Raw genomic sequence first — 24,630 nt, forward strand, 5'->3', positions numbered from 1 at the left:
ATTGGATTATTGGCACAAGGTCGAATTTTTTGTGCCCTATGGCCTGGATCAGCGCCTGGATGAGTTGGAGGACTGGCAATCTAAGGTGATCTTGCCGCAAGCCTGTCTCGACGCCGGCTCTACCCAGTGGAATCGCATGGATGTCCCTGTTGATCAGGAGATCATCAGCTACAGCCTCTTCCTGGGCGTGTTCGACAAGTCTGCAGTGCTCTCGCTGTGTGAGAAGTTAGTACCGGTTCCCGCACCGTTGAGTGCCGCCGGGCGCTTCGAGGAAGAGGCGCGTGCCGACCTTGAGGGGCAGACCTGTTTTGCCAGGATCAGCCTGGATAAGTCCGGTTGCCCCCTCGCCGGCTCCATCTCCATTTCTACTGCACCTTGGGCCTTGGGCCAGGCGTTGTCCCACGGGTTGGGAGCGCTGGGAGCCGCCGAGTTCGAGTCTGCCCGCGACGACTTGGTCAACCGGTTCAACAACTTCTTCGCCACCCGTGTGGATAATGCCAGCGGCCCGCTGACGGCGAGTGAAGTGCTTTCGCTGCACCAGACCCTGTGCCAGTGGGCGGGTTTTTACCCAGGGGCTGACCAGCCGCTTGCCGTACTTGAGGTCAAGACCAAGGCCAGGACCACCCAGGCGCCTGATGATGCAAGCGATCAGGAGCCCGCAACACTCCAGGAAGAAGAGGAGGAGGATGAGGATGACCCTGTCGACGACCTCGACATCCTCAACAGCTTTTACATCGGCGATCTCGAGCGGGCGATGCACAGTGTGCGGACAGGCAACGTGCCCGCCGCCCTGCGGCAGTACCTGACCCCGCTTGCCGACGATCAACGCCTGGACCTGTATTCCAACGCCGGGCGCGAGCTGTTGTACCAACGGCTGCGGCCGCGCCATTTGAGCATCGGCCACTGGTTGGGCAACGCCGAGCACCCGATGAGCCTGATGCAACAGTTCGCGCTCAATCAAGCCGGCGCAGACTTGCAGTACAGCGGCTTGTTTGCGGTCAACGGGCCGCCGGGTACCGGCAAGACGACACTGTTGCGAGATCTGTTTGCCGACAACATCGTGCGCCGTGCGCGGGTGCTGTCGGGCCTGTCGAGCGTCAATGATGCGTTCAGTACGCAGCCGCTGACTGTTCGTTTCATGGATGAACAACGCAAGGTGTGGCCCTTGATCGAGGCCCTGACCGGTTTCGAGATGGTCGTGGCATCGTCGAATAATGCCGCGGTGGAAAACATCTCGGTGGACTTGACCAAGCGCAGCGCCCTGGACGCTGCCTGGCAATCGGTCGGTTACCTGCAACCGGTGGCTCATAACCTGGCCGTGAAGGTCAAAAAATCCGGCCCGGTTTTCCCCGAGGGCCGGGACGTTCCCTGGGGCCTTGTCAGCTGTGCATTGGGCAACGCCGGTAATCGGCGACGCTTTCGCGAAGGGCTGTTTTTCAACGAATTCGAGTCCGATAAAACCGAGCGGCCGCAGACCCTCTGGAAGTGGTTCGATCAGGCGCAGCCGACCCGTTTTGCTGAGGCTCGCGCCGCTTTCAGCCTGGCCGACAAGGCCGTCAGCGCCGCACTGGCTGAGCGCGAGCGCCTGGCGCAATTGCTCGAAGAGCTGGGCGATGGTACCCAGGCCAGCTACGTGGCGCAGGCGCAGCAAGCTCATACGCAATTGCGAGCGGGCGTGGAGGCTGCTGACGCGGCTGTACGCGAGAATCTGCGCCTGCAGCACGTGGAGGGGCAGGAGTGCCTGTTGCTCGTCGAACAGCAACGACTGATCGATCGCACCTCGCCTGGTTGGTGGGCGCGGTTGTGGCGCACCCAGTCTGCCAAGACCTACATGGGCCAATGCGCTGAAAATGCCAAGTTGCAGCTCGAATCGCATGCTCGTCTCAGAGCGCTCAAAAGCGAAGCGGTGACCCTTTCCTGCCAGCTCGCGAAGCTTGACGCTCAACGGCAAGCCGGTGAGCGCAGCCTGGCGCAAAGGTCTCGCGACTGGGAAACCAAAACCGCAGAGCGTGCGGTACTTGAGCAACGCCTGGGTGTTCCTGTGCTGCCTGCCGCCCTGGCTGACTTGGAGTTGCCGCAGTTTCAGATCAACGGTCTGTGGCATGACGCTCAGTTCGCTCGACTGCGCTCGGCGTTGTTCGCGGCTGCCCTGCAATTGCAGCAAGCCTGGTTGCATGAGGCCGGGCAGCCCAAAAACCGCATGCGCTCCAATCTATGGGCCATCTCCAACCTGCTGAACAACAAGCAGCCGGAAGACGCCGGCCACGTACTGCCGATCTGGCAAAACCTGTTCATGATCGTGCCGGTGGTGTCCACCACGTTTGCCTCCTTTGCCAATCAGTTCCGAGGCTTGCAACACGACGCGCTGGGGTGGGTGTTTATCGACGAAGCCGGGCAGGCGGTGCCCCAGGCGGCGGTCGGTGCGCTATGGCGAGCCCGACGTTGTGTGGTGGTAGGCGACCCGTTGCAAATTGAACCGGTGTTTACCCTGCCACGGCAACTGATCACGGCCTTGGGGCAACTGTCACCGTTTACCCAGGACGACAGCTATGCGCCCCATCAGGTGTCGGTGCAACGCCTGGCGGATCAAGCCAGCCGTTTTGGCACCTATGCGCCGATGATGGGGCAGCGTCTCTGGATTGGCAGCCCGTTGCGCGTGCACCGGCGTTGCTATGACCCGATGTTTTCCCTGGCCAATCGCATGGCTTATGACGACAAGATGGTCTTGGGCCTTGCGCAGCGAAACGCCCCGGACGCGCCGCTGATCGACCTGCCCAGCGGCTGGGTCGACATCCGCGGCAACGTGACCCGCAAACAAGTGGTGTACGAGCAGATTGAATTCATGGCGAAGGTGATCGTGTGCCTGTTCCAGCGCGACCAGGCATTGCCCGGATTGTATGTGGTGTCGCCCTTCAAGGCCGTGCGCCAGGCGTTGCGCCAGCACCTGATGCAAGTCAAATGGGCGGGGGCCGAGCCCCGGCGCACGGACCTTAAAGAGTGGCTCAAGCGTAACGTCGGCACGGTGCATACGTTTCAGGGCAAAGAGCAGGACACGGTGTTCATGATCCTGGGCGCGGACAGGGACCACGCGGGAGGCGCGCAATGGGCCGCCTCCAAACCCAACCTGCTGAATGTGGCGCTGACCCGCGCCAGGCATCGGGTCTACCTGGTGGGTGACATTGAGCTGTGGGGAGAGTTGGAACACTTCTCCCTGGCCGCGCGTGGCGAACATGCGCTGGCCCGGCTCACGCGTAATGCGTTCGGCATCCTTAACAAGAGCGGGCGGGCACAAGCGTCGCCCGACCGCTTGGGTCAGGCCTGAGCGTTGTCGTGGAGGCGTGGCACCGTAAAGCGGAACTCACTGCCACGCCCCACCTCACTTTCAGCAACGATCTTGCCGCCGTGAGCCTGCACGATCCCTTGGCTGATATACAGCCCCAGGCCAGTGCCGGTGGGGTTGTTTTCGGTCTTGGTCCAGTAACGGTCGAAGACGTGAGGCAATTGCTCGGGTTCGATGCCCTCGCCGGAGTCGCGTACCGAAAACACGATCTCTTCGCCATGGCTCATGGCGCTGATACCGATATTGCCCTGGCGCGGGGTGAACTTGATGGCGTTGCCGATCAGGTTCGACAGGACCTGGAACAGCCGCTCCGGGTCAGCGTTGATCCGAAGTCCCGGCTCGGCGTTGAACGACAGGTCGATACCTTTCTCCATCGCCAGTGGGGACAGCAGGGCATAGGCTTCCTCGAACATCTGGCTGACATCCAGCGCCACCGGCTTGACCACGTAACGCCCCGCCTCGATTTTCGAGGTGTCGAGCAGGTCATCCAGCAACGTATTCATACGTCCGGCGGCTTGTTGCATGGTGTCGATGGCCGACGAAATCCGCCGTGACGTGTGCGGGCCATCGGAGCTGAAGGCGTTTTGCATGATGCCGCAGAGCATCGAGATAACGGTCATCGGGTTACGCAGGTCGTGGGAGACCACCGCCACCAGCTCATCACGGGCGCGTACGGCCTGTTGTTCACGCAAAACCTGGCGGGCCAGGTCGTTTTCCAGGGCCGAGCGGCGCAGGTCATTGGCGGCAAAGTGGTCGCCATGGCTCCATTTGGTGGAGATACCGGCCATTTCCACCTTCCAGATTTCAAAGGACGTACGCGGGCGAAGGCGCAAGCCGGCGTCAGAGCTTTCCAGGTCGAGGGGCTTGTTCGGGTCGCCGCTCCAGTTGACGTTCTCGATGACCTCCGGGCGGAACCACAACACGCCGTTATCCACAGGCTTCGGCAGGCTCATGGCCAAGACTCCACTGGCGACCTGTTGAAACGCTGCGGCGGGTGGGTAGACCGACACCAGGTTATGGCTGGAGAAAACCGCTTCGCCGCTGTCTTGCAGCCATTTATGCAGCGCTCGGATCTGTGCCGGTTCCGGGCAATTGCCGAAACGGTGCAGTTGCCTGTCTTCGATGATCGCCACACCACCGGACAGCGTCAGGTCCATCAGCACTTGGCCTTGCTGGGCCAGGCCGTCGAACACGTTGCCGTCGCAGGCTTTCATGGCTTTGTCGAGGGTGGCCAAGGCGTCGATTTTTTCTTCGCGCTGCCGGTTCAGTTCCAACGCTTCCATCGCGCTGATCTGCAGTGACAACACCTGGCCGATGGTCTGGCAGGCGCTACGCAGTTCGTTGGGCACCAGCAACGGCTCGCGATTGCCGCAACTGATCAGCCCCCAAAGCTTGTCGCCCTTCATCAGCGAAATGCTCATGGACGACAGCACGCCCATGTTTTGCATGTACTGGCAATGAATCGGCGACACGCTGCGCAGGGTGGCGAAACTCAAATCCAGCGGCTGGCCGGTGTCCGGGCGCAACTTGGGCACCAAGGGCACTGGCTCGTAGGCCGCATTCGGGATAATACGCAGCCAGTTGGTGCGGTACAGTTCGCGGGCCTGTTCCGGAATGTCGGACGCCGGGAAGAACAGCCCGTTGAACAGCTCCATCGACGGTGCCGAGGCTTCGGCGATCACCTGGCCATGGCCTTCTTCTTCGAAACGATAGATCAGTACGCGGTCGTAACCGGTCATGGCCTGGATTTCGGCCACGCTGATTTCGTACAGCGCCTGCAGGGTTTTCGCCGATTGCAGGCGTTTTAGCATCTTGCCCAGGTCACTGGTGCGGCCATTCAGCGCGCGCGGCTTGAAGTGCTCCAGCCGCGGTTCGAATTCCAGCACCAGTACATTCTGGTGGCGATGCAGCAACCCTTCGAAGGGCTCGCCATTGAAGGTGACGTGCAGCGTCGGCGCGTCGAAAAACGTATTGTGCTCGGCTATCGATTGCACGGCCTGGGCGTGGTCCATCCCGATCAGTGTGTGCAACGGCTGGCCCAGCAGTGACTCCGGCGCGTGACCAAACAGGCTGCTGACGTTGGCACTGACCTGGATGATATTCAGGCCCGGCTCCGACAGGGTCAGCAGTACGCCGTGGGGCTGGATGGCGCCGGGGAAGCGGATCGGTTCGTCGGCGCAGTTGGCCAGCAGTTCTTCAAAATCATCGGGTTTCATAGCAGTACCTCCTGGCGTTCGAGCCATTGCTCAAAGCCGCTGAATGTCGAGCGGGCAGCAATGACCGCGCGCGCTTTGGCGTCAGCGTCCAGTGGCAGGCAACCCAGGTAATCGAGAAAGTCTTTCCAGCGTCGACCGGTTTCGGCGCCGTAGACGTTAAGAAATGCGCCACCGTTGTCGGCATTCACCGCCAGGCGCTGGGCCATTTCCCGGCGCAATACCTGGCCTCCGAGCGTCGCGCCTTCCAGCACGTAGAGGGCGCCCAGGCACGCGGCGGGTGTGTCGAAGGTCGGCAGTTGGCGGCAGTAGGGCAAGGCCGCTATGGCTTCGTCATCCAGGCCGAGGGCTTTCAGGTCGTTCACCAGTGTCGGGGTTTTCACACGCTGTGCCGGGTCAAAGCCTGCGGGGATCAGGCCGCTTGCGTACAGGCTGACTTCCATCGGTGCATAAAATCCGTAATACGCCTGGAGCAAGCGCTGATACCACTGCGCGTCCAGGTGTTCGGAAAAAAACGGCAAGCGCTTTTCCAACGCGACATGCAACAAGCCGGTGCCTGTGCGCAACGCTTCCAGCAACGAGGGCGCACTGACGTCATGGGCCTGTGAATGCATTCAATAAGCTCGAACTGTGGGCCTGTCGGCCATGAATGACGCGTGGAAATGGGCGACGATTCTACACAACTCATGGCCGGGTTCTGCGCGAAAGGCGAAAACACTGACCGGCGGATCAGAAAAATCGCTCCTAGCTTCACTAACGACCTTGGCACGTACCGTGAAGTTCACTGAAAATGATAGCGTGGTGCTATTAATGCATCGAAAAACCTTGCCGCGTCAGCTCCGTTTGCACGCAATCAAGCAAATGCTCGACGCTCCACGGTTTAGGCAGGAACCTCACCGACTTGCCCAACTCAGCCGCCAACCGAGTATTGCCGGAGGTCAGCACCACCGGCACATAGGGCCAGCGATGGGCCACGACTTTGCTCAAGTCGTACCCGTTGAGTAAACCCGGCATCTGGATATCGCTGACAATCAGGTCGACCGGGGCATCGCCGCGTTCCAGATAAATCATGCCTTCATCAGCCGACGGAAACGACGTCACCTGTGCACCGAAATCTTCCAGTACATCCACCATCAACGCCCGAATGATTTCGTCGTCTTCCAACACTAAAATTGCTGGCTGAGCCATGATTTTTACTTCACCCGCTGATAACAACTAGATGGAGTGGGACCGGCTCGAATAGGTTCGATCCAGGCTATCCAAAACGATGAGTGGTCATCGGCGCGCACGCCTCAAGGCATGGCCGACTGACAAACAGGCATAATCGCCCGCTACACCTGATGTGGAGTCGCCCATGAAGTACGCCTTATTGACCTGCGCCCTGATGCTCACCACCGGCCCGGCCTTCGCTGCCGGGGATGCCGAGGCGGGCGGCAAGCTCTTCACCAAGACCTGCGGCGGCTGCCACAGCATCGGCGAGGGCGCGCGGGGTGGTTTCGGCCCGCAGCTCAACGGCATCATCGACAGGCCCGCCGGCACCACTACGGACTATCAGTACTCCGATGCGATGAAAAACTCCGGCGTGGTCTGGACCCGCGACAAACTCGCCGCCTATATCGAGGCGCCGAAGAAAGTGGTCAGCGGTACGCGCATGATTTTCTGGGGCATCAGTGACCCGCAAAAAATCCAGGACATCCTGGCGTACCTGGAAACCTTCCAGCCCAAGTGATTACTCGCGCACATTCCTGAACAGCATCAGCCGCGCACTTTCATGCAGCCCCCGTGTCAGCGCCTGTAAACGCTGGAACGCTTCGGGATGTTGCTGGGCGACGTCTTCGCGAGGCGTCGGCGAGGCCAAGTCATGCAGCGTCGGTGAACTACCGTCGTGCTGCATTTGCAGGAGGAAGCGCTGGGTGACCCCGCCAATAATCGGGAATGTACCTTCCTGCAGTACCAACGGCACCATGCGTTCGCCTTCCGGCGCCGGTTGCTGGATATCTCGGCCCATTGCGCCATTGGTAAACGGCACGCCCGCCAGGCCGGCCACGCTGGGCAGCAGGTCGGCCAGGCCCACCGCTTCTTCGATCACGCGAGGCGCAAGGCCGGGCGCGTGGATCAGCAACGGCACGTTGTTGCTTTCCAGGCCCAATTGCTCGAAAGCCGGGGCCATGTGCGGGATCTGGCTGATGCGCGTGTTGTGGTCGCCGAAGAACACAAAAATACTGTTGTCGTACCAGCCGCCGGCCTTGGCGATTTCCATCAGGCGGCCGATGTTGTAGTCCAGCAGCCGCACCGCCTGGTATTGCTCGACGCTGCGTGAACCGGCCGCCTGGGCCTGCTCCAGCGTGACGTCGTTTACCTGGAAACCATCGTTTTGCTCAGGAATGGTGAAGGGACGGTGGTTGCCGGAGGTTTGCAGGTAGGCGAAGAACGCCTGGTTCTTGGGAACAGCGCTTAGCAGCCGATCGCTTTCCTTGAACAGATCCAGGTCGGAAATACCCCACACGTCCACGCGTGGCGAGCGCCAGTGGCTTTCCTCAAACAGTTGCACGCCGTCGATGCTCTGGCGGATCAGGGCGTTGATATTCGCCCAACCGGCGTTGCCGCCGATCATGTAGAACTTCTGGTAACCCTCGAACGCGTTGATCAACGTGTGTTGGCGAGTGATCAACGGGTTGCGGGTGGCGGTCTCCCGGCGGGTTACGTCGGGCACGCCTGTGATGCTCGCCCAAACGGTTTTCGCCGTGCCGGTGACGGGCACATAGAAGTGTTTGAACAACCAGCTTTGCGTCGCCAGTTTGTCCAGGTTCGGCGTGGGGTTCAGCGGGTTACCGTAGGCACCCACGGCGCTGGTGCCGAGGGATTCGAGCATCACAAAGATCACGTTGGGCGCCCGCTCTCCGGCCAGGCGATAGGGCTGCACGGCCTGTTCGCGGGTAAAGTTCAAGCCCTCGGCATCGGGTTGGTCGACGCCCAGGTAGTGGGCGACTTGCGGGTACAGCTCGCGCACCTTGGCTTCGTCGAATTGCGCCTGGCCGACCTTGAGCGTGTCGTACAAAAACAGCACCGGGTTCAGGCCCACCGCAGCCACCTGGCTGTTGCCGGAAAAGAAGGCGTCGCTCCAGCGCAGGGGCACCGGGTTTTCCAGGTTGAGGTTAGCCACGCGGCCGAGCAGGGCCAGCAGTACCGCGATGACGCCGGTCACTGAGACAGGGGCCAGCGCCAGTTTGCCGATGGGCTGGGCTTTGCGGTCCAGGGTCAGTCGTTCCAGGCAGACCAGCGCCCACACCCACAGCCCCACGGCGCTCAGCCAACAGGCAGTTATCCACAGCACCGGGTAGGTTTCCCACACCATCTGTTGAGAAATCTGCGCGTCTTGCAGGTAACGAAGCACGGTCGCGTTGATGCGTGTCCCCAAGTAGGCGTAGTGGCCGAAATCGATGATGTACACCAGGCCGACCACCGCCAATACCAGCACCAGATAGCCGCGTGCCAGCCAGCGCAGGGCCGGCAGCGTGGTGAGGTTCCAGCGTGGCAGCCAGGCCAGCACGGCCAGTGGCAACAGGATCAATACCGCCAGGCGCAGGTCAAACCGCAGGCCGATGCCCAGGGTTTTCATCAGCCCTGGCGTGTTCAGATCCAGGCCCGAAAAGCCCACCACAAACACCAGCCGCAGTGCCGCCAGCAACACAAACACCAACCCGATCGCACCCACGCCGTAGCGCAGGCGGCGTGATTGCAACGCACCCATGTTTCGTCCTCATTTTTTGAATCGATGCAGCGTGTATCAGCCAAAGCGGCTCTGGCCGTGCCGACGCCATCGCGAGCAAGCCCGCTCCCACAGTTTGAGTTGCGATAATCCGGCGACCAGGCAGTAACCCGCCAACAGCGGATCGACCAGATAATCCCAGTAGTTCTCCGAAGCCTTGAGCCGCAAGGCGAACGCCAGGGTGCCCAGCGCCAGCATCCAGACGCACAGGGCATTGCGCAGCCACGCGAGTAACAACGCGGCAGCTGCCAGCATCACGATCATCGGGCGCGGGTTGAAACCCCAACGGTAAGGGTCGATATACGTCAGCCCCAGCGTGGCCGGATACAGCAGCAGGCTCAGCCCACCGAACAGCATCAGCAGTTGCCGTTGATGCCTGGGTTCAAGCGGTTGCCGCAGCCCCAAACGGCAGAGCGCGACCCACGCCAGCAACACCAGGGTGCTGATGGCCAAGTCATCGGTGAAGCTGCGCACGTAGGCGGCCAGCGGCAGTTCATGCACGGGAATGAAGCTGAGCCCTGCCCACATCGGTAGCAACCATGGCCGCCATCGCCGGGTGAATCCCAGCGTGCTGGAGAGCACAAAGCCCAGCAGCACAAAACTCAAATGGGCTTGCCACAACGACATCATCACAGACGCTCCGCGAGCCAGGCTTCGTTGAAGCTGACGTGTTTGATAAAGGTGTTATTCCAGGAGTACACCAGGTGGTACATGCCGTCCGGGCTGCGGCTGAAGTAGGGGTATTCATATTCGAATTCACAGCCACGGGGCTTGCACACGCGGTAGTCCAGGTTGCTCAGGAAACGTTGTGCCAGCGGCAGGCGCCGGGCCCCGCTGGAGGCGCGAAAGCCTTCGCCGATGATTTCTTTGTACACGTCGGGGGCGAACGGTTGGCCCTGCGGGTCAGGCGACTGGTCCAACTCGACCACGCTGCGCCACTGGCTGAGGCGGGCGTCGGTGCCGTAGAGGCTGAGCTTGAAGCGACCGTCTTGCAGGTCGTTGAGGGCTACCAGCAGGCCATCGTCCTGGGTGGCGACGGCTGCCAGCGACGAATTGGGGTTGGCGGGGGCCAGTGGGTAGGGTTCGCTCCAGGTTTGCCCGGCATCTTCGGTGCGGCTGGCCAGGACCCGGTGATGGGTGTCACCGGCATAGCGCAGCATCGCCACGGCGCGTTGGCCATCCTGCGGCACGATGGTCGGTTGCAGGGAATGCTTGCCGCGACTGATGCGGAATTTATCGATTACCGCACCGTCGGCGCTCAAGTACAAGTACTCGGCAAACTTGCCCATGAACTCGTGGTAAACCGGCAGGCCGATGGAGCCGTCGGCGTGAAACACCGGTGCGGCACGCACCAGCGTGCTGATGTTGAAGAAGGGCGAGGTCACCAGTTGGCGAGGCGCCGACCAGTTGGCGCCCAGATCCTGCGAGACCATCACGTTGATCGCGCTGGTGGCCCAACCACCGACCGACACCGACACATAAAACATCCACAGGCGTTGATCCGGACCCAGCGCGATCACCGGGTTGCCCAACTTGCGAATGTAGCGCTGGGTGCCATCGCGGGTGCTTTCACGCGTGGCCAATACCTGCTCGGCGCCCCATTCGCCGCTACGCGCATCAAACCGCGCAGTGCGCACCTGCACATCGGCGGCGCCTTCGCGAGAGCCGGCAAACCACACCGCCATCAGATCACCGCCGGGCAGGGCCGTCACGGAAGAGGAGTGCACAAAGTCGGTGAGCTGCGAGGACACAAAACGGCTGGTGTAGTGCGGCGTCGTGGCGGCTGGCGTATCGCTCGGGCCGGCTTGGGCAAATGGCGCCAGGGTATGCGGCGGATGGCTTTGCCAGGCAGCGAAAAATACCGCGAGCAGGCTGCAAATGATTAAGGCGGAGCGCATAGAGAACCTGTCGGAAAAGATTACTGCGCACGCTCATCCGGCAAGCGCTTCCTGCGGCCGGTGAGCATGGATAACGGCAGGTTGTCCTTCACCTGGATACTTTCAAATACGGCCGCCAGCACATGCACGCACACCAGCGCCAGCAACACATTGGCGGCGCTCGCGTGGACTTGCAGCGGCCAGTCGGCGCCCCACAGCGCGTCCACTTCCTGCATCAGGAAACCGCTGACACCCAGTATCAGCAATGCCGACAGCATCAACACCATCACCAGCGCACCCAGCGGCGAATGGCCCAAGCGATGTTGCGGGTTGCGGTTGAGCAGGGAACGCACGTGGGCCTTCAGCCGTTTTGGCGTGGGCCAGAAGTCTGCCCAGCGTGCGCTGCGCGGCCCGACGAACCCCCACACGGTGCGCACCAGCAGCCAGGCCATGGCGTAATAGCCCAGCCAGACATGCCAGGTATCGCCCGCCTCATTCAAGGCGTAATTGGCGATGAAGACCCCGGCGATCGACAGATGGAACAGCCTGACCAGCGGGTCCCACAGACGCAGGGAGTCGCCCGGCATATCAGCCCTTGATCTCAGTCTTCACGGCTTTGCCGGTGACCGGGTCGTGGTAGATCTCGACCTTGCGCTTGTCCTTGTCGAAGCCGTAGATCTCGTAGCAGTTGCCGTCGGTGACTTTGAATTTGCTGATCGTGTAGCCGTCGGCCTTGAGCTTGTCCTGGAAGGCTTTTTCGTCTTGCCACTGTGAACGCTCGGCGGTGGTGCACTGCGGGCCGGCGACGGCCAGGGGGCTGGCGAGAATCAGGGACAGCAGGAGAATTTTGCGCATGGAAAAGCTCTCAGCAAATGTGGGAGGTTTCACAGTGCAAAACCAACCTTAGCGCAACCTTAGTTGGCAATGCGCCGTAACATCTTTGCCGAAATAGCCAGGGCTAGAACCCGGCATGATGCGGCCGTTTCCTACAGAGATTTCGCTATGCGCCTACTCCTCGTCGAAGATGATCGTGCCCTCGGCCAGGGCATTCGCGTGGCGTTGGGCGCCGAAGGCTACACCCTCGATTGGCTGCACGATGGCCTCGCGGCCCTGCATGCCCTGCGCACGGAGAGCTTCGATCTGTTGCTGCTCGACCTCGGCTTGCCGCGCCTCGATGGTCTCGACCTGTTGCAGCAATTGCGCGCCGCGCAGCACGATATCCCGGTGCTGATCCTCACCGCCCGCGACGGCACCGCCGAGCGCATCGCCGGGCTGGATGCCGGCGCGGATGACTACCTGATCAAACCCTTCGATGTCGAAGAACTCAAAGCCCGCGTGCGCGCTCTGTTGCGCCGCAGTCAGGGGCGTGCGCAACCGATGCTCGAGCACGCCGGTATCAGCCTCGACCCGGCGACCCAGCAGGTGCGCTACCAGGACGCCGACATCATCGTCACCCCGATGGAATACCAACTGCTGCACCAACTGATGGTGCGCCCCGGCAAGGTGGTGACCCGTGAACGCCTGTCCCGTGCGCTGTATGGCTGGCAGGATCGGGTCGAGAGCAATACCTTGGAAGTGTTGATCCACAACCTGCGCAAAAAGTTATCCACCGAGCTGATCCGCACCGTGCGCGGTGTTGGCTATGTACTGGCGCTCAAACCATGACCTCGCTGCGCGCGCGCATCCTCGTCCCTGTGTTGCTACTGATCCTGGCGGGTGACGCCCTGATCAGTTGGTTGGTGCTGCGTGACAGCCACCACGAAATCGAAGAAGTCTACGACGCTCAACTCGCCCAGAGTGCGCGCCTGCTGCAAGGCGTGTTGCGCCAGCGTGACCCCGGCGAAGCGGATTGGGACCGGCTGTACCAGGCGTTTGACCAGGCCATGAGCCGAGTAGGCGAGGATGGCGTGGCCCACCCCTATGAAACCCGTCTGACGTTCCAGGTCTGGAACAGCGCGGGTGAATTGCTCGTGCGCTCCGCCGAAGCCCCCGTGCTGGCGGCGCCGCCCGCGACCCTCGGTTCTCACGACCTGATGGACAGCGGCAACGACTGGTGCGCCTTCCTCCTGGCCGACCCGCAGCAGGGCCTGTTGATCTGGGTGGGCGAGCGCGATGACATCCGCCAGGACCTGATCCAGCGCATTGTGCGCCACACCCTCTGGCCCACGCTGATCGGCGTACCGCTGCTGGCGCTGTTGATCTGGCTGGTGATTGGCTGGGGCTTCAAACCATTGCGCCGCATGGCCCTGTCCATCCGTGGGCGAACCGCCGAGACCTTGCAACCCTTGCACCTCAAGCCCTTACCTGGCGACCTGGAGCCCATGCAAACCGCGCTCAACCGCCTGTTGGTCCAAGTGGATGAACTGCTGGACCGTGAACGCCGTTTTATCGCCGACGCGGCCCACGAACTGCGCACGCCGCTGGCGATCCTGCGCATTCACGCCCAGAACGCGCAGAGCGCCGTCACTGAAGAACAACGGCGCGAGGCATTGGAGTTTCTGGTCAACGGCGTCGACCGCGCCACCCGCATCGGTAGCCAGCTGCTGACCATGGCACGCATCGAACCGCAACTGAACAACCCCGTATGTGAACGGGTGCAACTGACCGAACTGGTGCGCGAAGAACTCGCCGAGTTGACCCCGCTCGCCCTGGAAAAAGGCGTGGACCTGGTGCTCGAAGGCAATGAGGCTTGCTGGGTCGCCACCGAACCGGTGGCGCTGGCCATTGCGTTCCAGAACCTGGTCACCAACGCTCTCAACTTCTCCCCTGCGGGCAGCGAAGTGAAAGTCGTGATCGGCAGCCATTGCCTGAGCGTGAAAGACCAGGGCCCGGGGATTGACGAGGCGCAGATGGAGCGCCTGTTCGAGCGGTTTTACAGCCGAGGCAATGCCAATGGCGCGGGGTTGGGGTTGGCGATTGTGCAGATGATCGTCGGCAAGATCGGCTGCCGCTTGGCGCTGCATAACCGCGAGCGGGGCGGGTTGTGCGCGCGGTTGGTATTTGAGAACACCTGAAGCGGCCGCACCTCCTATCCCCTGTGGGAGCTGTCGAGCCCCAGCGAGGCTGCGATGGGATCACCTCGGTATGCCTGGCAGGCCCCGATGCTCGTATCGCTGTCCTTCGCCGTTTGCGCGCGAAAGGCTATGCGAACACCACGCCGTTGAAGGTGTGGGTACAGCAGTCGCAGGACGGTTCCATCTGCTCAGCCGTCAGCTGTGGATTGACCTTTTGCAACAGCCCGGCTTCGTCGACCCACAGGCCGCTGTAGTAGCTGTTTTCATCCGTTCTCACGTCATCCTGCTTGTCGCTTTCATGTAGCGCAACCATCCAGAATATGGGCTCTGGGCGATCCAGGCGGGCTTTGGCTTCGCTGAAAACCTGATCCCATGGGTGGCCGACCTTGGATAGAAGAAACCGGAAGAGTGGGGTGTAATCAAAACCGTGTTGTTGATGGCTGTGCATTGACCCACGGTTTGACAGTTTGTCTTTTTCGCTTTTGGTGTGTCGTTCATATCGGTAAGCCCGACAACTGCCGTGGCGCACGCCATGGGTTCGGGTGTTGACCGAGCGGTAGAGGAGGGGCTTTTTCGGTGTAGGTTTCATTGCATCAAGACGCCTTCTTGGGTTGCTTTGGCGGCGGTGGCCAGGCGCCTTGGTAGCGGAAGGAGATTTGGTAGTCGAAACGGCTCGGTTCTATAACATGCCGGAAATGCGGTTGGAGAATCGCTATCCAGTCTGGGAGTACATCGAACCCTCCGGCATAGATTTCAGGTTCATCATGTAGGTCCAGTGCTTTAAGGATGCCATCGTCCTCATCAAGGTTTGCAGAGTACTCGTCCGCTTCTAAGTTTTCGGTTTGTTTGTCAAACCATTCCAGTCTTATCTTCATCACCATGATTGACTCTCTGTTTATTTTCTAATGCGTCGTTCATCTTTCGCTGGACCCCGCCGCTCGCCGGTATAGGGGTCAAATGAACCTAGGTGTTTAACATCGCTGTATCTGTAGACTTCCAGCTCACCTTTTTCTGAATCCCACTCAAAAAGTCTACGCCCCTTAGCATCCTTCCAACGCTCACGAAGGCCGCTACCATCCTTTTTTGGGGTTTTCCTCTTTTGCTTTATTAAACCTGGGAAGCCAGTAATGTCCTCGGTCCTTGGCGCTGCAAAGTAATCATGATCCGGATTTCTTAAGCCTTTACGTGGCTCATTCACCACCACATACAGCGGCCGAACCCCCAACTCCACCGGGAATACCAGAATAAAATCCCGATACTCCGGCGGGTAAATCAGGTTCACCAGAATCTGCGCCGCCTTCTCCGTCGGTGGGTAAATCCAGATCACCGGCGCCTGCGGCGCAGCCTCCAAGGCGGGAGTACCCAGCGTGTCACCTGGGTCAACGGCGGGCGTCCAGATCAGCTCCACGCCTTCATCCAGGTCCGCCACAAACTGATCGCCACGGGTTTGGAACTGCACCACATCGATCATCTGCCAATCGGCATGGTTGCCCGTGTAAAACCCATACCCCTTGAGCGTGCCGTCCTCGCGTTGCTCTATGTGCAAGCGCACCTGCGAACGCGCCCGTTGCATCGAACGCAATTGCTCCTCGCTGTAGAGCGCGCTGTCACCCAGCTCCGACGGCCAAGCCAGTGCCACCAACCCTGCCAACAAGCCTCCCGCGACAGACCCGACGGCAGTGGCCGCCGACTCCAGAACCGCCGAACGCAACGCCAACTGTCCCAAGCCTGCAGGCAGTGCGCTGCCGCCGATCTTGCGCAAGGCAACCGCCCCTCGGCCATCCACCTCACGCCCACCCAGCAGGCTTAAATGGGCGTACTCCTTGATCAGCTCCAAGGGGATGTAACCGGTGGGGTTGAAGTAGTGGGTGACACCGTCAGGCAGTTGGCAGGGCTTGATGAAAACGCAGCCAGGAGGCTTGGCTAGCGTAGGGGCCGGGGCAGGGGGCGGCTCGAAAAAATCAACAGCCGGCGAGTACGACACACGCGATGGCTGCGGGATCAGGATCCGATGTTTGAGTAGTTGTTCTTCGTTGGGTGGGTAAAAGCGCTCTGACATGACCGGCTCACTTCCTTGTGCGAGGGAGTGAGCCTAAGAGGGGGGCTCAGTGGCTGATGTCGGCTTAATTCGGTGGTTGATGTGAGAAAAGTGGACTGATGCTTGAGCGGGTGGTCGCGTTTTCGAATATTGCGATTTTCGTTTATTTCGTTTAGCGTTGTTCTCAACTGAATTACGTGACGCCGGAGTTGCATCATGATGACTAACCACCTTCCCAAAACGATCCTTCCGCTGGAGAAGGAAGTCGAAGCCGCCGTGCAAGGCCAGCGCGAGCTAGCGTCTTTGTTGTCGACCAAATTTGAAACCCAGCGCATCGACATTTTCGACAAAGAAGACAAACCCCACACCCTGGTACTGCCCACCTCAGCACTGCGCCTGCTGGTCGATATTCTGGGTGAGTTGGCTATTGGCAATGCCGTCAAAGTAGTGCCAGTTCATGCCGAGTTGACCTCGCAGGAGGCCGCCGACCTGCTTAATGTTTCACGCCCCCATTTGGTCAAGATGCTGGAGGAAGGTGCTATCCCCTTTACAAAAACGGGTCGTCATCGGCGAATTCGATTTTCGGATTTGATGTCGTTCAAGCAGCGACGTGATGAAGAAAGCCAAGAGGCAATGGAAGCGCTGGCGCAACAAGCCCAAGAGTTGGGAATGGGGTATGACGGATGAGGTGTTCGCCTTTTACTGCTGTATACGATGCTTGTGTCCTCTACCCGGCGGCTCTTCGGGATTTGCTGATGTGGCTTGGCTTGTCGGGGCTGTATCGAGCGAGATGGACTAACCAAATTCATGAAGAGTGGAAGCGGAACGTGCTCAAGAACCGACCTGATCTCACGGTAGAGCAAGTTAATTGCACGTCGGCCCTGATGGACAAGGCGATACCCGATGCTTTGGTGACGGGATATGAGGACCTATGTTCTGGTTTGGATTTGCCTGATCCTGATGATCGCCACGTGCTGGCGGCGGCGATTCGGAGCAAGGCTGAGGTTATCGTGACCTTCAATTTGAAAGACTTTCCGCCGCATATCCTGGCTGCCTATGATATTGAGCCGATGCATCCGGATGACTTTATTTCAGACCTTTGGGATCTGGATCAGGCGGCTGTGTTGGGGGCTGCGCAGAAACAGAGGCGAGCGTTGAAGCGGCCTCCTATGGAGGCGGGGAATTACATTGAGATGTTGATGCGACAGGGCTTGGTGCAGACTAGTAAGGTTCTTGGGCCTTATGAGGTAATGCTTTAAAATCCATATCACTGTGCAAACCTAACTGCGGAGGGGTTTCCTTGGTTAAAGCTGCCGCGTTTTACGAATTTTATTCGCTGTATATATTTGTAAGGGTGAAGATCTGCATTATTAATGCCACTGATAAGATCGCAAATTTTTCTCTGGGGTTTAGATTAGAAAAGTTTATCCTCTGATCTGATGTTTTTTAAGTGTGTTTTTGAATGAGGCATGTATTGTATTTCTCTGCTCTGGTGAAAATTGTTTGTAAAGGTTATTGGTGAGCTCTTCGTCAATTTTTGTATCGAGCCTGTGAGCGAATTTATTTCGAATTTTTCCAAGTGCTAAAAGTGCCGGAGCTAAATCTTTTGGCATTCCTATAGCAACGGCGAGATTTACCTTTTGAGAGAAGTCGAGCTGCATTTTTTTGACATGTGCATAATCAGATGTCAATGTTTCGATTAATTTTTCGAGAGCAGATTCGATGTAAATGTGCGCGCGGATGGTTGCACCTAGTTCGTCCTCTTTCAAGATGTCGGAGTAGAATGAGTCGTTATTTGATTTTTTTTGAGGGTCAGATTTCATAGGTGTACTTCTCTTGTTGTTGTTGTTGTTGTTGTTGTATTTTTAATAAAAGTTTGTGGGGGCTTATTTTTTTTCGCTTCTTATGACACATTCGAACATACAAGTTATTTTTTCCTGTTGGTCAGCCCAGCAGATGCCTGGAAATCAACCGCGAGATTTCCACAATCGACGTCTTCCCGGTGAACTCAAACCTCACCTTCCCCAACGACGAAAAGTAAATTTCCAACTCCGAATCCAGATCAAACGTCCCGGACGTTTCCACCGAATACGCCACGATGTTTTTATACGGCAGCGACGTGAAGTCCTTCTTGCTGCCGGTAATGCCCTGCACATTTACCGCGATGATGCGTTTGTTGGTAAACACCACCCCATCACGCATGGCCTTGTAGGCGTCGATCACTTCCTCGCCATCCAGCAGCAGGGCCGAGACGCGCTCGGCGTACTCGTTGTTTTGCTTGAGCTTGAAGAAGCCTTTGTTGTTGAAGTCGATCATGTGCCTGTCCTTGTGTAAGTACTGCAATAAGCGCTCGCGCCTGTATGACGTTTTGCTCGCAGATCTGTATCTAACAGCCTGCTTTTGGACGCCCTAACATGGTGGCCAACAACGCACTGTAGGCCAAGAATTTCACGCCGGCCGAATAACAATCCAGGAGCCCAACAATGCCTGAAATGTCCAACTGGCTGGCCTATGCGCTGATCTCACTCGGTATGGTGCTCACGCCCGGTCCGAATATGATTTACCTCATTTCTCGCTCGATCTGCCAGGGCCGCACCGCCGGGTTGATTTCCCTGGGCGGCGTGGCGTTGGGTTTTCTGGTCTATATGGTGTGCGCGGCGTTGGGGATCACGGCACTGGTCATGGCGGTGCCGTTTGCTTATGACGCGCTGCGTTTCGGCGGTGCGTTGTATCTGGCCTATATGGCCTGGCAAGCGGTCAGGCCCGGTGGGCGCTCGCCGTTCCAGGTGCGCGACTTGCCCCAGGACAGCCCGCGCAAGCTGTTCACCATGGGCCTGGTGACCAACCTGTTGAACCCCAAGGTGGCGGTGATGTATCTGTCGCTGCTGCCGCAGTTCATCGACCCGAACGGCCACGGCAGTGTGCTGATGCAATCACTGGTGCTGGGCTTTACGCAAATCATGATCAGCGTGAGCGTCAACGCAGTGATTGCGACCATGGCGGGTTCCATCGCGGTGTTTTTCGTCACCCGGCCGGGATGGCAGGTGGTGCAGCGCTGGATGATGGGCTCGGTGTTGATGGGGCTGGCCGTGCGGATGGCGGCGGAAGGGCGGCGGTAGGTCGCCGCACAGCGGGTCAGTGTTTCACTGAATGTCTTTGAGGTAATGCTTGAGGGTAGTCAGCGGCTCGCGCAGTTCATCCAGCTGACCTACGTTTTGCACATCCGCCGACAACCGCTGCAATTCGCGGCCCATGACCGTGTCGGCACCGCCCAATGCCTCAAGTGCCTGATCGACGCACTCCGCTATTTTGGATTGAATAGCGGCCAGGTTCCCCTGCCGCACCAGCAACCCAAACACCTCCCGCTCATACCCGCCCATCGCTGGATCATCCCGCAGAAGCGGGCTGCCGCCGTCCGTCTCGTGCACCAGCTTCAGTGCAAACAGCGCAACGGCTTCCAGCGTCAACTCCATGGTCTTGGTTCCTACGGCTTTGGGGGAGGGCGATGATCACTGTTCCGCACAGGAAAAAAAAGACCCTAATGCCGCGAACCGCCAGGCTCGCGCACCCGTAAAGCCCTTGAAGACCTGCATCTGTTCGCTCCGGGCAGACGCAAGGTCAACGGTTTGAGACGGCCGGCGACTTCAAGACAATGCCCGCCCTCAGATCCACAGATCATTCACCGCGGTACGGTCACCCCCTTCATGCCCGGTATTCAAGATCCCCCGTGGCTCGATCATCATCAGCTTGGCTTCCCCTTCGGCAGCCGTCCGATGCTCGACGCCACGCGGCACCACATACAACTCGCCCGGCGCTACATAAACCGGGCCGTCTGGCAGGTCGATACGCAGCGTACCTTCCAGCACCAGGAAAGCCTCGTCGGTTTCGGGGTGGGAGTGCCAGATGAATTCGCCTTCGATGCGTACGACTTTGAATTGGTAGTCGTTCATCTCGGCGACGACGCGTGGGCTCCATTGTTGGTCGATGAGGGAGGCTTTTTGGGTGAGGTTTATGGGGAGGGCGGGATGTTGTGGCTGGGCCATGACGGGTGCTCCGGTGGGTGAGGACTGTCAGGTTAGCGAGGGAGGGGGCAGGAGGGCTTGAACGATCCTGCAAGTTGGGAGGGCGGGGGAGATCACGCTAAAGAGCACTCAAATCAATATTTGCGCGCCGCCGTACCTCGCACGTACCGCGCTGGCGGGTTGCCTAGTGTCTTGCGGAACATCGCGATGAACGAGCTCACCGATTCATAACCCAGCGTTTCGGCGGTTTGCTGCACCGATTGTCCTTCTGCCAGGCTCTGCAGTGCGACGATGATCTGCCATTGCTTGCGCCATTGACCGAAGGTCAGACCGGTTTCACCCTTGATCAAGCGTGCCAGCGAGCGTTCGCTCATTGCCACATGTCGTGCCCACTCGGCCACAGTGGCGCGGTTTGAAGGATCTTGCGCCAGGCCACGAGCGATGGCGCGTAACTGGTGGGAAGCGGGTAGGGGTAAGTAGAGCTGTTCCGAAGGGGCCTGCTCCAGTTGTTCGAGCAGCACACCGGCCAGACGGGCGGTGGCGCAGTGGCCTTGGTAGTTCTGCACCAGGCCACTCAGGTGGCGAATCAGTTCCAGGATTAGCGACGACAGCGCGAGCGTGCAACAGTGTTCCGGCATAGAGGCGGCGCCCGGTTCCACAAATAGAAAGCATACCTGCCCATTCGCGGTCACCCGGTTGCTGTGGGCGACACCGCCGGGAATCCATACGCCGAACCCGGAGGGCACCATCCACACACCGTCCTCCACGGTGCACACGATACCGCCATGGTACGCCACCACCAGTTGGCCTTTGCGGTGTTTATGCTCGACGGATTCGCTGTCGTTACGTTGGGTTTCCAGCATCAACGCCACGGCAGGTTGTGAGAGCGCGTCAAGTTCAAAATGGTCAACGTGATAGCGATGGATGTCGGCCATGAGAGGTGTCCAAGGGTTGGCTGGATTTGATTATATTTTGGCAGTGTAATCAATATCGGCACGAATGCTCGTTGCTTATGCTTTCAACAAGGCCAGAGCGAGACGGCCCCTAAACGCGACGACCCTCCGACTGCCGGTGCACGCATGCTTAGCGAAGTTTCCATCGCCAATCTCTATGTCCCTCCCTTCTTGATCTACCTGGGCGTATCGACCCTTGCTTACCGACTTCTCGAGCGGGTTTTCCGGCGCTGGCTGGATTGGGCCTGGCACCCGACGCTGGCGCGTTTTTTCGTCTCACTCATCGTCGTTTCGGCCTTGATCGTGAACTGCTGAGGGAGGCCACGTATGTCTATCGTCAAGATTTTAAAGACCGCGTTAACCCTGTCGCTCGGCGTACTGGCGCTGCTGTTTTGCATGCAGCTTTGGCGAGCTTACGTCCTGGCACCCTGGACCCGGGATGGACGGGTCAGCGCCCAGGTGATCCGAATCGCGCCGGAGGTGTCCGGCCAGGTCGAGCAGTTGCTGGTGGGCGACAACCAATGGGTCAGCGCGGGTGACCTGTTGTACCGCATAGACTCGCGTGCCTACCGTTTGGCGGAGCAGCAACGCACGGCTGAGCTGGCTGAGGCCCGCAGCGTCTTCGAACAACGCAGCGACCAATTCAAACGGCGGACACGCCTGGCTGATGCGATTGCTCGTGAAGAGATCGACAACGCGGCGCGGGCTATGGCGGTAGCCAAGGCGCGCCTGGACGTAGCACAAAGCCAGTTAGCCCAGGCCCGGCTCGACCTTGAGCGCACTGTCATCCGCTCCCCGGTGGATGGCTACGTGACCCAGCTTCGCCTGCAACCCGGTGATTATGCGGTGGCCGGCAACACCAACGTTTTTGTGGTCGACAGCCGCAGCTTCTGGGTCACCGGCTATTTCGAAGAGACCAAGCTGCCGGGCATCCACCTGGGGGCGCCGGTTTCGATCAAGTTGATGGGGTTCGCCCCGCTGCTCGACGGGCACGTGGCGAGCATGGGCCGAGGCATCGCCGATGGCAATGAGCTGCGCAGCGACAGCGGCCTGCCGCAGGTGAGTCCAACCTTCAGTTGGATACGGCTGGCGCAACGCGTGCCGGTGCGTATTGAGTTGGACAAAGTGCCCGACGGCGTCGAACTGGCCGCAGGCATGACGGCCAGTGTCGAGGTGATGGAGACCGAACCTCGCTGGCGGCTCACTCGCTGGTTGCAGGCGTTCATGTGATGACCCGTCACCTGATACGACTGATGGGCGCGATCCCCCGCCCCTATACGTCCGCTAGCTTCGGCTACGTGCTGCGCAGTATTACTGCTGCGGGGCTGGCCCTATGGCTCGGCTTCTATTTGCACCTGGATTCGCCGTTCTCTGGCGCATCGACTGTCTTGCTGTTGGTGCACCCCACTCAGGGTGCGGTAGTAGGCAAGGGCTTGAACCGGGCCATTGGTACGCTGGTGGGCATGATCGCCGCCTTAGTGCTGACGGGTTTATTCGCCCAGCAGATGTTGCTGTACATCCTCGGCATCGGCCTATGGTTGGGCCTGTGCGTCGGTGCCATGACCCTACTGAAACACTACCGGGCCACGGCGGCGGTGGTGGCTGGCTACACCGTCTGCCTGGCGTTGGGGCCCGCGCTCGTCGCGCCTGAGCAAGGGTTTGACCACGTCATCACCCGCGGCACGGCGGTGGTGCTGGGCGTGTTCAGCCTGAGCCTGATCGCCACGTTGTTCAGTCGCAAGACCTCGGAGCAGACAGTCCGCCGTGCCTTGTCCGACGTGTGCGCCCGCACTGCCCGGCTGCTCGCGGCGCAGTTCTCGGGCGAACCATCGCCGCAATTGGCTGGGGAGCAACGTCAGCTTGCCATCGACATCGGCAAGGTCGATGACCTGCTCGGAATAGCCTGGGGAGAGTCGTCGCTCATTCGCACCAGGATGCTGGCGATTCAGGTCGGCCTCGCGCAACTTCAAGCCGCGATTCTGAATGCGCCCCTGAGCAAACCCGAACTGGAAATCCAACCGGCCCTCGCCGATGCAGGTAGGGCGTTGCAGCATTTAGGCGAAGGCATCGCAAACACATCCTATGGGTTCGCGACGGCGGCGGATCAGGTGGGTCGCATACGTATAGGCCGCGATGGTGACCTGGGCAGTAGCCTAAACCCCAACTCGATGTTGCACAGGGAACGCTCGCAGGAACAACTGGCGGACTTCGCATACGCCTTGGAAAGCTTTTCAAGCCTCGACCGCAAGGCATATGTAGCTGTGCGCAACGTAGGCTTTCATCGCAACTATCCGGACGCGGCACGCAACGGCCTGCGTGCGCTGTTTGCCACGCTGGCCGTCGGCGGGCTCTGGTACCTGACCGCCTGGGACCAGGGCCCGACGCTTCTGGCTGTGCTGGGGCCGTGTTGCACCTTGCTGGCCGTCGCCGCAGCCCCCATCGACGGCATCTCCGGTTTCATCCGGGGCACGCTCTATGCCGTGCTGGCGGCCGCGGTGTGCAAGTTTCTGCTGTTGCCGCATATCAACGGCTTTCCGCTTCTGTTCATGACGCTTGCCATGTTCTGGTCGTTCGGCATTCATGCCACGACTCAACCTCGCCAAACGCTTCAAGGTATCGCCTACCTGATTGCGTTCAATACGCTGGTCAGCACCGGTGGCACCGCCCACTACGACTTCGCCGAATTTGCCAATCAGGCGCTCGCCTGGTTCGCCGCGATGCTCATTTCCTTATTGGCCTTTCAAATCCTGCCCAAGGATGCCAACAAACAGATCCTGGCGCTCAAAGGCGCGTTGCATAAAGAAACGCGTCTGTTGCTCCGCTACGGGCAGCGTATCGATCAGGGTAAATGGCAGGCGAAGCAGCAGCACCGCATGGTGTCCCTGAAGAATCTGCTCGGCCCGGACAATCAGCACGACTACCAGGCGGGCTACCTGTCGCTTCAACTGAGCCGTGAACTGGGACGGCTACAGCGCAAGGCGAGCCGTGTGGACCCCGCATCCCCCATCGCCAGGTGCGCACAAGCAGGAATACGACGGATCTCTCGGTACGCCCATGCCCCGTCGATCGGTGCGGCCCAGGCACGACGAACGTCGAAGTCGATGACGAGGCTCGGCGCCCATCACTTGGCGGCGTGCTATCAGGACCTGGCCTGGTTGTTAGAGCGATACGCGAACACTACCAATCCCAGCGGATCGCCCCGCAATCGCAGCCGGCTTCAGGGGCGCAAGCATGGGGTTCGTGGTGCCCGCATTTGCGTTTCAACCCACGTAGGTGACATGAGATGAGAAAACTGACTTTATGCATGGGGCTTGTATTGATGGTGTCAGCTCCGCTGATAGCGCAGGCCGAAGGCGGTGCCGAGGCGTTGGCGCGATGGCATCAGCAGAATAAGGATGGGGGTG

General features: G+C 59.8%; 26 protein-coding genes. 10 read left to right on the forward strand and 16 right to left on the reverse strand.

The window, feature by feature from the left end; translation table 11 throughout:
• Position 1 precedes the first annotated feature (1 nt).
• The gene (locus tag ACQRBV_RS12630; RefSeq protein WP_411984830.1) at positions 2–3,322 is read left to right on the forward strand and encodes a DEAD/DEAH box helicase; all 3,321 of its coding nucleotides are present in this window, start codon (positions 2–4) and stop codon (positions 3,320–3,322) included.
• Here ACQRBV_RS12630 and ACQRBV_RS12635 read toward each other — a convergent pair.
• The 3 genes from ACQRBV_RS12635 to ACQRBV_RS12645 all read right to left on the reverse strand — a co-directional run bounded on the left by ACQRBV_RS12635 (position 3,313) and on the right by ACQRBV_RS12645 (position 6,741).
• Positions 3,313–5,556 carry an ATP-binding protein gene (locus ACQRBV_RS12635; protein WP_411984829.1) on the reverse strand — a complete coding sequence of 748 codons (2,244 nt, stop codon included), beginning with the start codon at positions 5,554–5,556 and terminating at the stop codon, positions 3,313–3,315. The two genes, ACQRBV_RS12630 and ACQRBV_RS12635, sit on opposite strands and share 10 nt — an antisense overlap.
• Positions 5,553–6,167 carry a biliverdin-producing heme oxygenase gene (locus ACQRBV_RS12640; protein ID WP_060754350.1) on the reverse strand — a complete coding sequence of 205 codons (615 nt, stop codon included), beginning with the start codon at positions 6,165–6,167 and terminating at the stop codon, positions 5,553–5,555. The genes ACQRBV_RS12635 and ACQRBV_RS12640 overlap by 4 nt, the downstream gene beginning before the upstream one ends.
• A 193-nt stretch (positions 6,168–6,360) precedes the next feature.
• Positions 6,361–6,741, reverse strand: coding sequence for a response regulator (locus ACQRBV_RS12645; protein ID WP_060754349.1), 381 nt, complete (start codon positions 6,739–6,741; stop codon positions 6,361–6,363).
• Between the two features lie 166 nt (positions 6,742–6,907).
• Between ACQRBV_RS12645 and ACQRBV_RS12650 the strand changes: the two genes are divergently transcribed.
• A complete protein-coding gene (locus ACQRBV_RS12650) occupies positions 6,908–7,282 on the forward strand; it encodes a c-type cytochrome (RefSeq protein ID WP_060754348.1) in 375 nt (124 codons plus the stop codon).
• On the opposite strand, the gene ACQRBV_RS12655 is transcribed toward ACQRBV_RS12650, so the two are convergent.
• The 5 genes from ACQRBV_RS12655 to ACQRBV_RS12675 are packed head-to-tail and all read right to left on the reverse strand — an operon-like array spanning position 7,283 to position 12,054.
• Positions 7,283–9,304 (reverse strand): LTA synthase family protein, encoded by a 2,022-nt coding sequence (locus tag ACQRBV_RS12655; RefSeq protein ID WP_411984828.1) that lies wholly within the window; start codon positions 9,302–9,304, stop codon positions 7,283–7,285.
• A 36-nt stretch (positions 9,305–9,340) separates the two neighbouring features.
• Positions 9,341–9,952 (reverse strand): hypothetical protein, encoded by a 612-nt coding sequence (locus ACQRBV_RS12660; protein WP_411984827.1) that lies wholly within the window; start codon positions 9,950–9,952, stop codon positions 9,341–9,343.
• A complete protein-coding gene (locus ACQRBV_RS12665; RefSeq protein WP_161550059.1) occupies positions 9,952–11,220 on the reverse strand; it encodes a sialidase family protein in 1,269 nt (422 codons plus the stop codon). Before ACQRBV_RS12665 ends, ACQRBV_RS12660 begins: the two co-directional genes overlap by 1 nt.
• 20 nt (positions 11,221–11,240) lie before the next feature.
• The gene (locus ACQRBV_RS12670; RefSeq protein WP_411984826.1) at positions 11,241–11,786 is read right to left on the reverse strand and encodes a cytochrome b/b6 domain-containing protein; all 546 of its coding nucleotides are present in this window, start codon (positions 11,784–11,786) and stop codon (positions 11,241–11,243) included.
• A 1-nt stretch (position 11,787) separates the two neighbouring features.
• Entirely contained in the window at positions 11,788–12,054 is a 267-nt protein-coding gene (locus ACQRBV_RS12675) for a PepSY domain-containing protein (protein WP_060754343.1), read from the reverse strand.
• Positions 12,055–12,201: 147 nt separating this feature from the next.
• On the opposite strand from ACQRBV_RS12675, the gene ACQRBV_RS12680 reads away from it, so the two are divergent.
• Both ACQRBV_RS12680 and ACQRBV_RS12685 read left to right on the forward strand, forming a co-directional pair.
• Positions 12,202–12,864 carry a response regulator gene (locus ACQRBV_RS12680; protein ID WP_060754342.1) on the forward strand — a complete coding sequence of 221 codons (663 nt, stop codon included), beginning with the start codon at positions 12,202–12,204 and terminating at the stop codon, positions 12,862–12,864.
• Positions 12,861–14,213: a sensor histidine kinase gene (locus tag ACQRBV_RS12685; protein WP_411984825.1), complete on the forward strand. Its 1,353-nt coding sequence runs from the start codon at positions 12,861–12,863 to the stop codon at positions 14,211–14,213. Before ACQRBV_RS12680 ends, ACQRBV_RS12685 begins: the two co-directional genes overlap by 4 nt.
• Before the next feature lie 127 nt (positions 14,214–14,340).
• Here the strand turns inward: ACQRBV_RS12685 and ACQRBV_RS12690 are convergent, their stop codons facing one another.
• The 3 genes from ACQRBV_RS12690 to ACQRBV_RS12700 all read right to left on the reverse strand — a co-directional run bounded on the left by ACQRBV_RS12690 (position 14,341) and on the right by ACQRBV_RS12700 (position 16,272).
• Positions 14,341–14,661: a hypothetical protein gene (locus ACQRBV_RS12690; RefSeq protein ID WP_305988033.1), complete on the reverse strand. Its 321-nt coding sequence runs from the start codon at positions 14,659–14,661 to the stop codon at positions 14,341–14,343.
• A 145-nt stretch (positions 14,662–14,806) separates the two neighbouring features.
• A complete protein-coding gene (locus ACQRBV_RS12695; RefSeq protein WP_161550063.1) occupies positions 14,807–15,094 on the reverse strand; it encodes a colicin E3-like toxin immunity protein in 288 nt (95 codons plus the stop codon).
• 14 nt (positions 15,095–15,108) lie between these two features.
• Positions 15,109–16,272 (reverse strand): S-type pyocin domain-containing protein, encoded by a 1,164-nt coding sequence (locus ACQRBV_RS12700; RefSeq protein ID WP_411984824.1) that lies wholly within the window; start codon positions 16,270–16,272, stop codon positions 15,109–15,111.
• Between the two features lie 195 nt (positions 16,273–16,467).
• Here ACQRBV_RS12700 and ACQRBV_RS12705 point away from each other — a divergent pair, with 195 nt between their 5' ends.
• On the forward strand, positions 16,468–16,938 hold the full coding sequence (locus tag ACQRBV_RS12705) for a helix-turn-helix domain-containing protein (RefSeq protein ID WP_244700517.1): 471 nt from the start codon (positions 16,468–16,470) through the stop codon (positions 16,936–16,938).
• Positions 16,935–17,510 (forward strand): PIN domain-containing protein, encoded by a 576-nt coding sequence (locus ACQRBV_RS12710; RefSeq protein ID WP_244700515.1) that lies wholly within the window; start codon positions 16,935–16,937, stop codon positions 17,508–17,510. The genes ACQRBV_RS12705 and ACQRBV_RS12710 overlap by 4 nt, the downstream gene beginning before the upstream one ends.
• 165 nt (positions 17,511–17,675) lie before the next feature.
• Here ACQRBV_RS12710 and ACQRBV_RS12715 read toward each other — a convergent pair whose 3' ends face one another.
• Together ACQRBV_RS12715 and ACQRBV_RS12720 are read right to left on the reverse strand one after the other, a co-directional pair.
• Positions 17,676–18,074 carry a hypothetical protein gene (locus tag ACQRBV_RS12715; protein ID WP_411984823.1) on the reverse strand — a complete coding sequence of 133 codons (399 nt, stop codon included), beginning with the start codon at positions 18,072–18,074 and terminating at the stop codon, positions 17,676–17,678.
• 121 nt (positions 18,075–18,195) lie between these two features.
• Positions 18,196–18,567, reverse strand: a complete 372-nt coding sequence (locus ACQRBV_RS12720; RefSeq protein ID WP_244700511.1) for a PH domain-containing protein — start codon at positions 18,565–18,567, stop codon at positions 18,196–18,198.
• A 167-nt stretch (positions 18,568–18,734) separates the two neighbouring features.
• Between ACQRBV_RS12720 and ACQRBV_RS12725 the strand changes: the two genes are divergently transcribed.
• Complete coding sequence (locus tag ACQRBV_RS12725) at positions 18,735–19,370, forward strand: LysE family translocator (protein WP_060754338.1); 636 nt, start codon at positions 18,735–18,737, stop codon at positions 19,368–19,370.
• A gap of 24 nt (positions 19,371–19,394) precedes the next feature.
• Here the strand turns inward: ACQRBV_RS12725 and ACQRBV_RS12730 are convergent, their stop codons facing one another.
• From ACQRBV_RS12730 to ACQRBV_RS12740, 3 genes are all read right to left on the reverse strand, one after another.
• Positions 19,395–19,724, reverse strand: coding sequence for a hypothetical protein (locus tag ACQRBV_RS12730; protein ID WP_411984822.1), 330 nt, complete (start codon positions 19,722–19,724; stop codon positions 19,395–19,397).
• Between the two features lie 189 nt (positions 19,725–19,913).
• Positions 19,914–20,294, reverse strand: a complete 381-nt coding sequence (locus ACQRBV_RS12735; protein WP_060754333.1) for a cupin domain-containing protein — start codon at positions 20,292–20,294, stop codon at positions 19,914–19,916.
• Positions 20,295–20,407: 113 nt separating this feature from the next.
• Complete coding sequence (locus tag ACQRBV_RS12740; RefSeq protein WP_060754332.1) at positions 20,408–21,208, reverse strand: AraC family transcriptional regulator; 801 nt, start codon at positions 21,206–21,208, stop codon at positions 20,408–20,410.
• 144 nt (positions 21,209–21,352) lie between these two features.
• On the opposite strand from ACQRBV_RS12740, the gene ACQRBV_RS12745 reads away from it, so the two are divergent.
• Genes ACQRBV_RS12745 through ACQRBV_RS12755 form a run of 3 tightly spaced genes read left to right on the forward strand, consistent with a single transcriptional unit; the run spans position 21,353 to position 24,513 of the window.
• Positions 21,353–21,541, forward strand: coding sequence for a DUF1656 domain-containing protein (locus ACQRBV_RS12745; protein ID WP_060754331.1), 189 nt, complete (start codon positions 21,353–21,355; stop codon positions 21,539–21,541).
• A 12-nt stretch (positions 21,542–21,553) separates the two neighbouring features.
• Positions 21,554–22,456, forward strand: coding sequence for an efflux RND transporter periplasmic adaptor subunit (locus ACQRBV_RS12750; RefSeq protein WP_090368689.1), 903 nt, complete (start codon positions 21,554–21,556; stop codon positions 22,454–22,456).
• On the forward strand, positions 22,456–24,513 hold the full coding sequence (locus tag ACQRBV_RS12755) for an FUSC family protein (protein WP_411984821.1): 2,058 nt from the start codon (positions 22,456–22,458) through the stop codon (positions 24,511–24,513). Before ACQRBV_RS12750 ends, ACQRBV_RS12755 begins: the two co-directional genes overlap by 1 nt.
• Positions 24,514–24,630 lie beyond the last annotated feature (117 nt).

The organism is Pseudomonas sp. R11F (assembly GCF_050312575.1).
GTDB lineage: Bacteria > Pseudomonadota > Gammaproteobacteria > Pseudomonadales > Pseudomonadaceae > Aquipseudomonas > Aquipseudomonas palleroniana.

Bases quoted from the DNA above. Each gene is read 5' to 3' on its own strand.
- ACQRBV_RS12695 (WP_161550063.1), bottom strand. From the start codon at position 15,094: ATGGTGATGAAGATAAGACTGGAATGGTTTGACAAACAAACCGAAAAC.
- ACQRBV_RS12640 (WP_060754350.1), bottom strand. From the start codon at position 6,167: ATGCATTCACAGGCCCATGACGTCAGTGCGCCCTCGTTGCTGGAAGCG.
- ACQRBV_RS12655 (WP_411984828.1), bottom strand. From the start codon at position 9,304: ATGGGTGCGTTGCAATCACGCCGCCTGCGCTACGGCGTGGGTGCGATC.
- ACQRBV_RS12705 (WP_244700517.1), top strand. From the start codon at position 16,468: ATGATGACTAACCACCTTCCCAAAACGATCCTTCCGCTGGAGAAGGAA.
- ACQRBV_RS12635 (WP_411984829.1), bottom strand. From the start codon at position 5,556: ATGAAACCCGATGATTTTGAAGAACTGCTGGCCAACTGCGCCGACGAA.
- ACQRBV_RS12670 (WP_411984826.1), bottom strand. From the start codon at position 11,786: ATGCCGGGCGACTCCCTGCGTCTGTGGGACCCGCTGGTCAGGCTGTTC.
- ACQRBV_RS12715 (WP_411984823.1), bottom strand. From the start codon at position 18,074: ATGAAATCTGACCCTCAAAAAAAATCAAATAACGACTCATTCTACTCC.
- ACQRBV_RS12660 (WP_411984827.1), bottom strand. From the start codon at position 9,952: ATGATGTCGTTGTGGCAAGCCCATTTGAGTTTTGTGCTGCTGGGCTTT.
- ACQRBV_RS12675 (WP_060754343.1), bottom strand. From the start codon at position 12,054: ATGCGCAAAATTCTCCTGCTGTCCCTGATTCTCGCCAGCCCCCTGGCC.
- ACQRBV_RS12685 (WP_411984825.1), top strand. From the start codon at position 12,861: ATGACCTCGCTGCGCGCGCGCATCCTCGTCCCTGTGTTGCTACTGATC.
- ACQRBV_RS12750 (WP_090368689.1), top strand. From the start codon at position 21,554: ATGTCTATCGTCAAGATTTTAAAGACCGCGTTAACCCTGTCGCTCGGC.
- ACQRBV_RS12690 (WP_305988033.1), bottom strand. From the start codon at position 14,661: ATGCACAGCCATCAACAACACGGTTTTGATTACACCCCACTCTTCCGG.
- ACQRBV_RS12720 (WP_244700511.1), bottom strand. From the start codon at position 18,567: ATGATCGACTTCAACAACAAAGGCTTCTTCAAGCTCAAGCAAAACAAC.
- ACQRBV_RS12700 (WP_411984824.1), bottom strand. From the start codon at position 16,272: ATGTCAGAGCGCTTTTACCCACCCAACGAAGAACAACTACTCAAACAT.
- ACQRBV_RS12725 (WP_060754338.1), top strand. From the start codon at position 18,735: ATGCCTGAAATGTCCAACTGGCTGGCCTATGCGCTGATCTCACTCGGT.
- ACQRBV_RS12740 (WP_060754332.1), bottom strand. From the start codon at position 21,208: ATGGCCGACATCCATCGCTATCACGTTGACCATTTTGAACTTGACGCG.
- ACQRBV_RS12650 (WP_060754348.1), top strand. From the start codon at position 6,908: ATGAAGTACGCCTTATTGACCTGCGCCCTGATGCTCACCACCGGCCCG.
- ACQRBV_RS12755 (WP_411984821.1), top strand. From the start codon at position 22,456: ATGACCCGTCACCTGATACGACTGATGGGCGCGATCCCCCGCCCCTAT.
- ACQRBV_RS12745 (WP_060754331.1), top strand. From the start codon at position 21,353: ATGCTTAGCGAAGTTTCCATCGCCAATCTCTATGTCCCTCCCTTCTTG.
- ACQRBV_RS12735 (WP_060754333.1), bottom strand. From the start codon at position 20,294: ATGGCCCAGCCACAACATCCCGCCCTCCCCATAAACCTCACCCAAAAA.
- ACQRBV_RS12730 (WP_411984822.1), bottom strand. From the start codon at position 19,724: ATGGAGTTGACGCTGGAAGCCGTTGCGCTGTTTGCACTGAAGCTGGTG.
- ACQRBV_RS12665 (WP_161550059.1), bottom strand. From the start codon at position 11,220: ATGCGCTCCGCCTTAATCATTTGCAGCCTGCTCGCGGTATTTTTCGCT.
- ACQRBV_RS12645 (WP_060754349.1), bottom strand. From the start codon at position 6,741: ATGGCTCAGCCAGCAATTTTAGTGTTGGAAGACGACGAAATCATTCGG.
- ACQRBV_RS12710 (WP_244700515.1), top strand. From the start codon at position 16,935: ATGAGGTGTTCGCCTTTTACTGCTGTATACGATGCTTGTGTCCTCTAC.
- ACQRBV_RS12680 (WP_060754342.1), top strand. From the start codon at position 12,202: ATGCGCCTACTCCTCGTCGAAGATGATCGTGCCCTCGGCCAGGGCATT.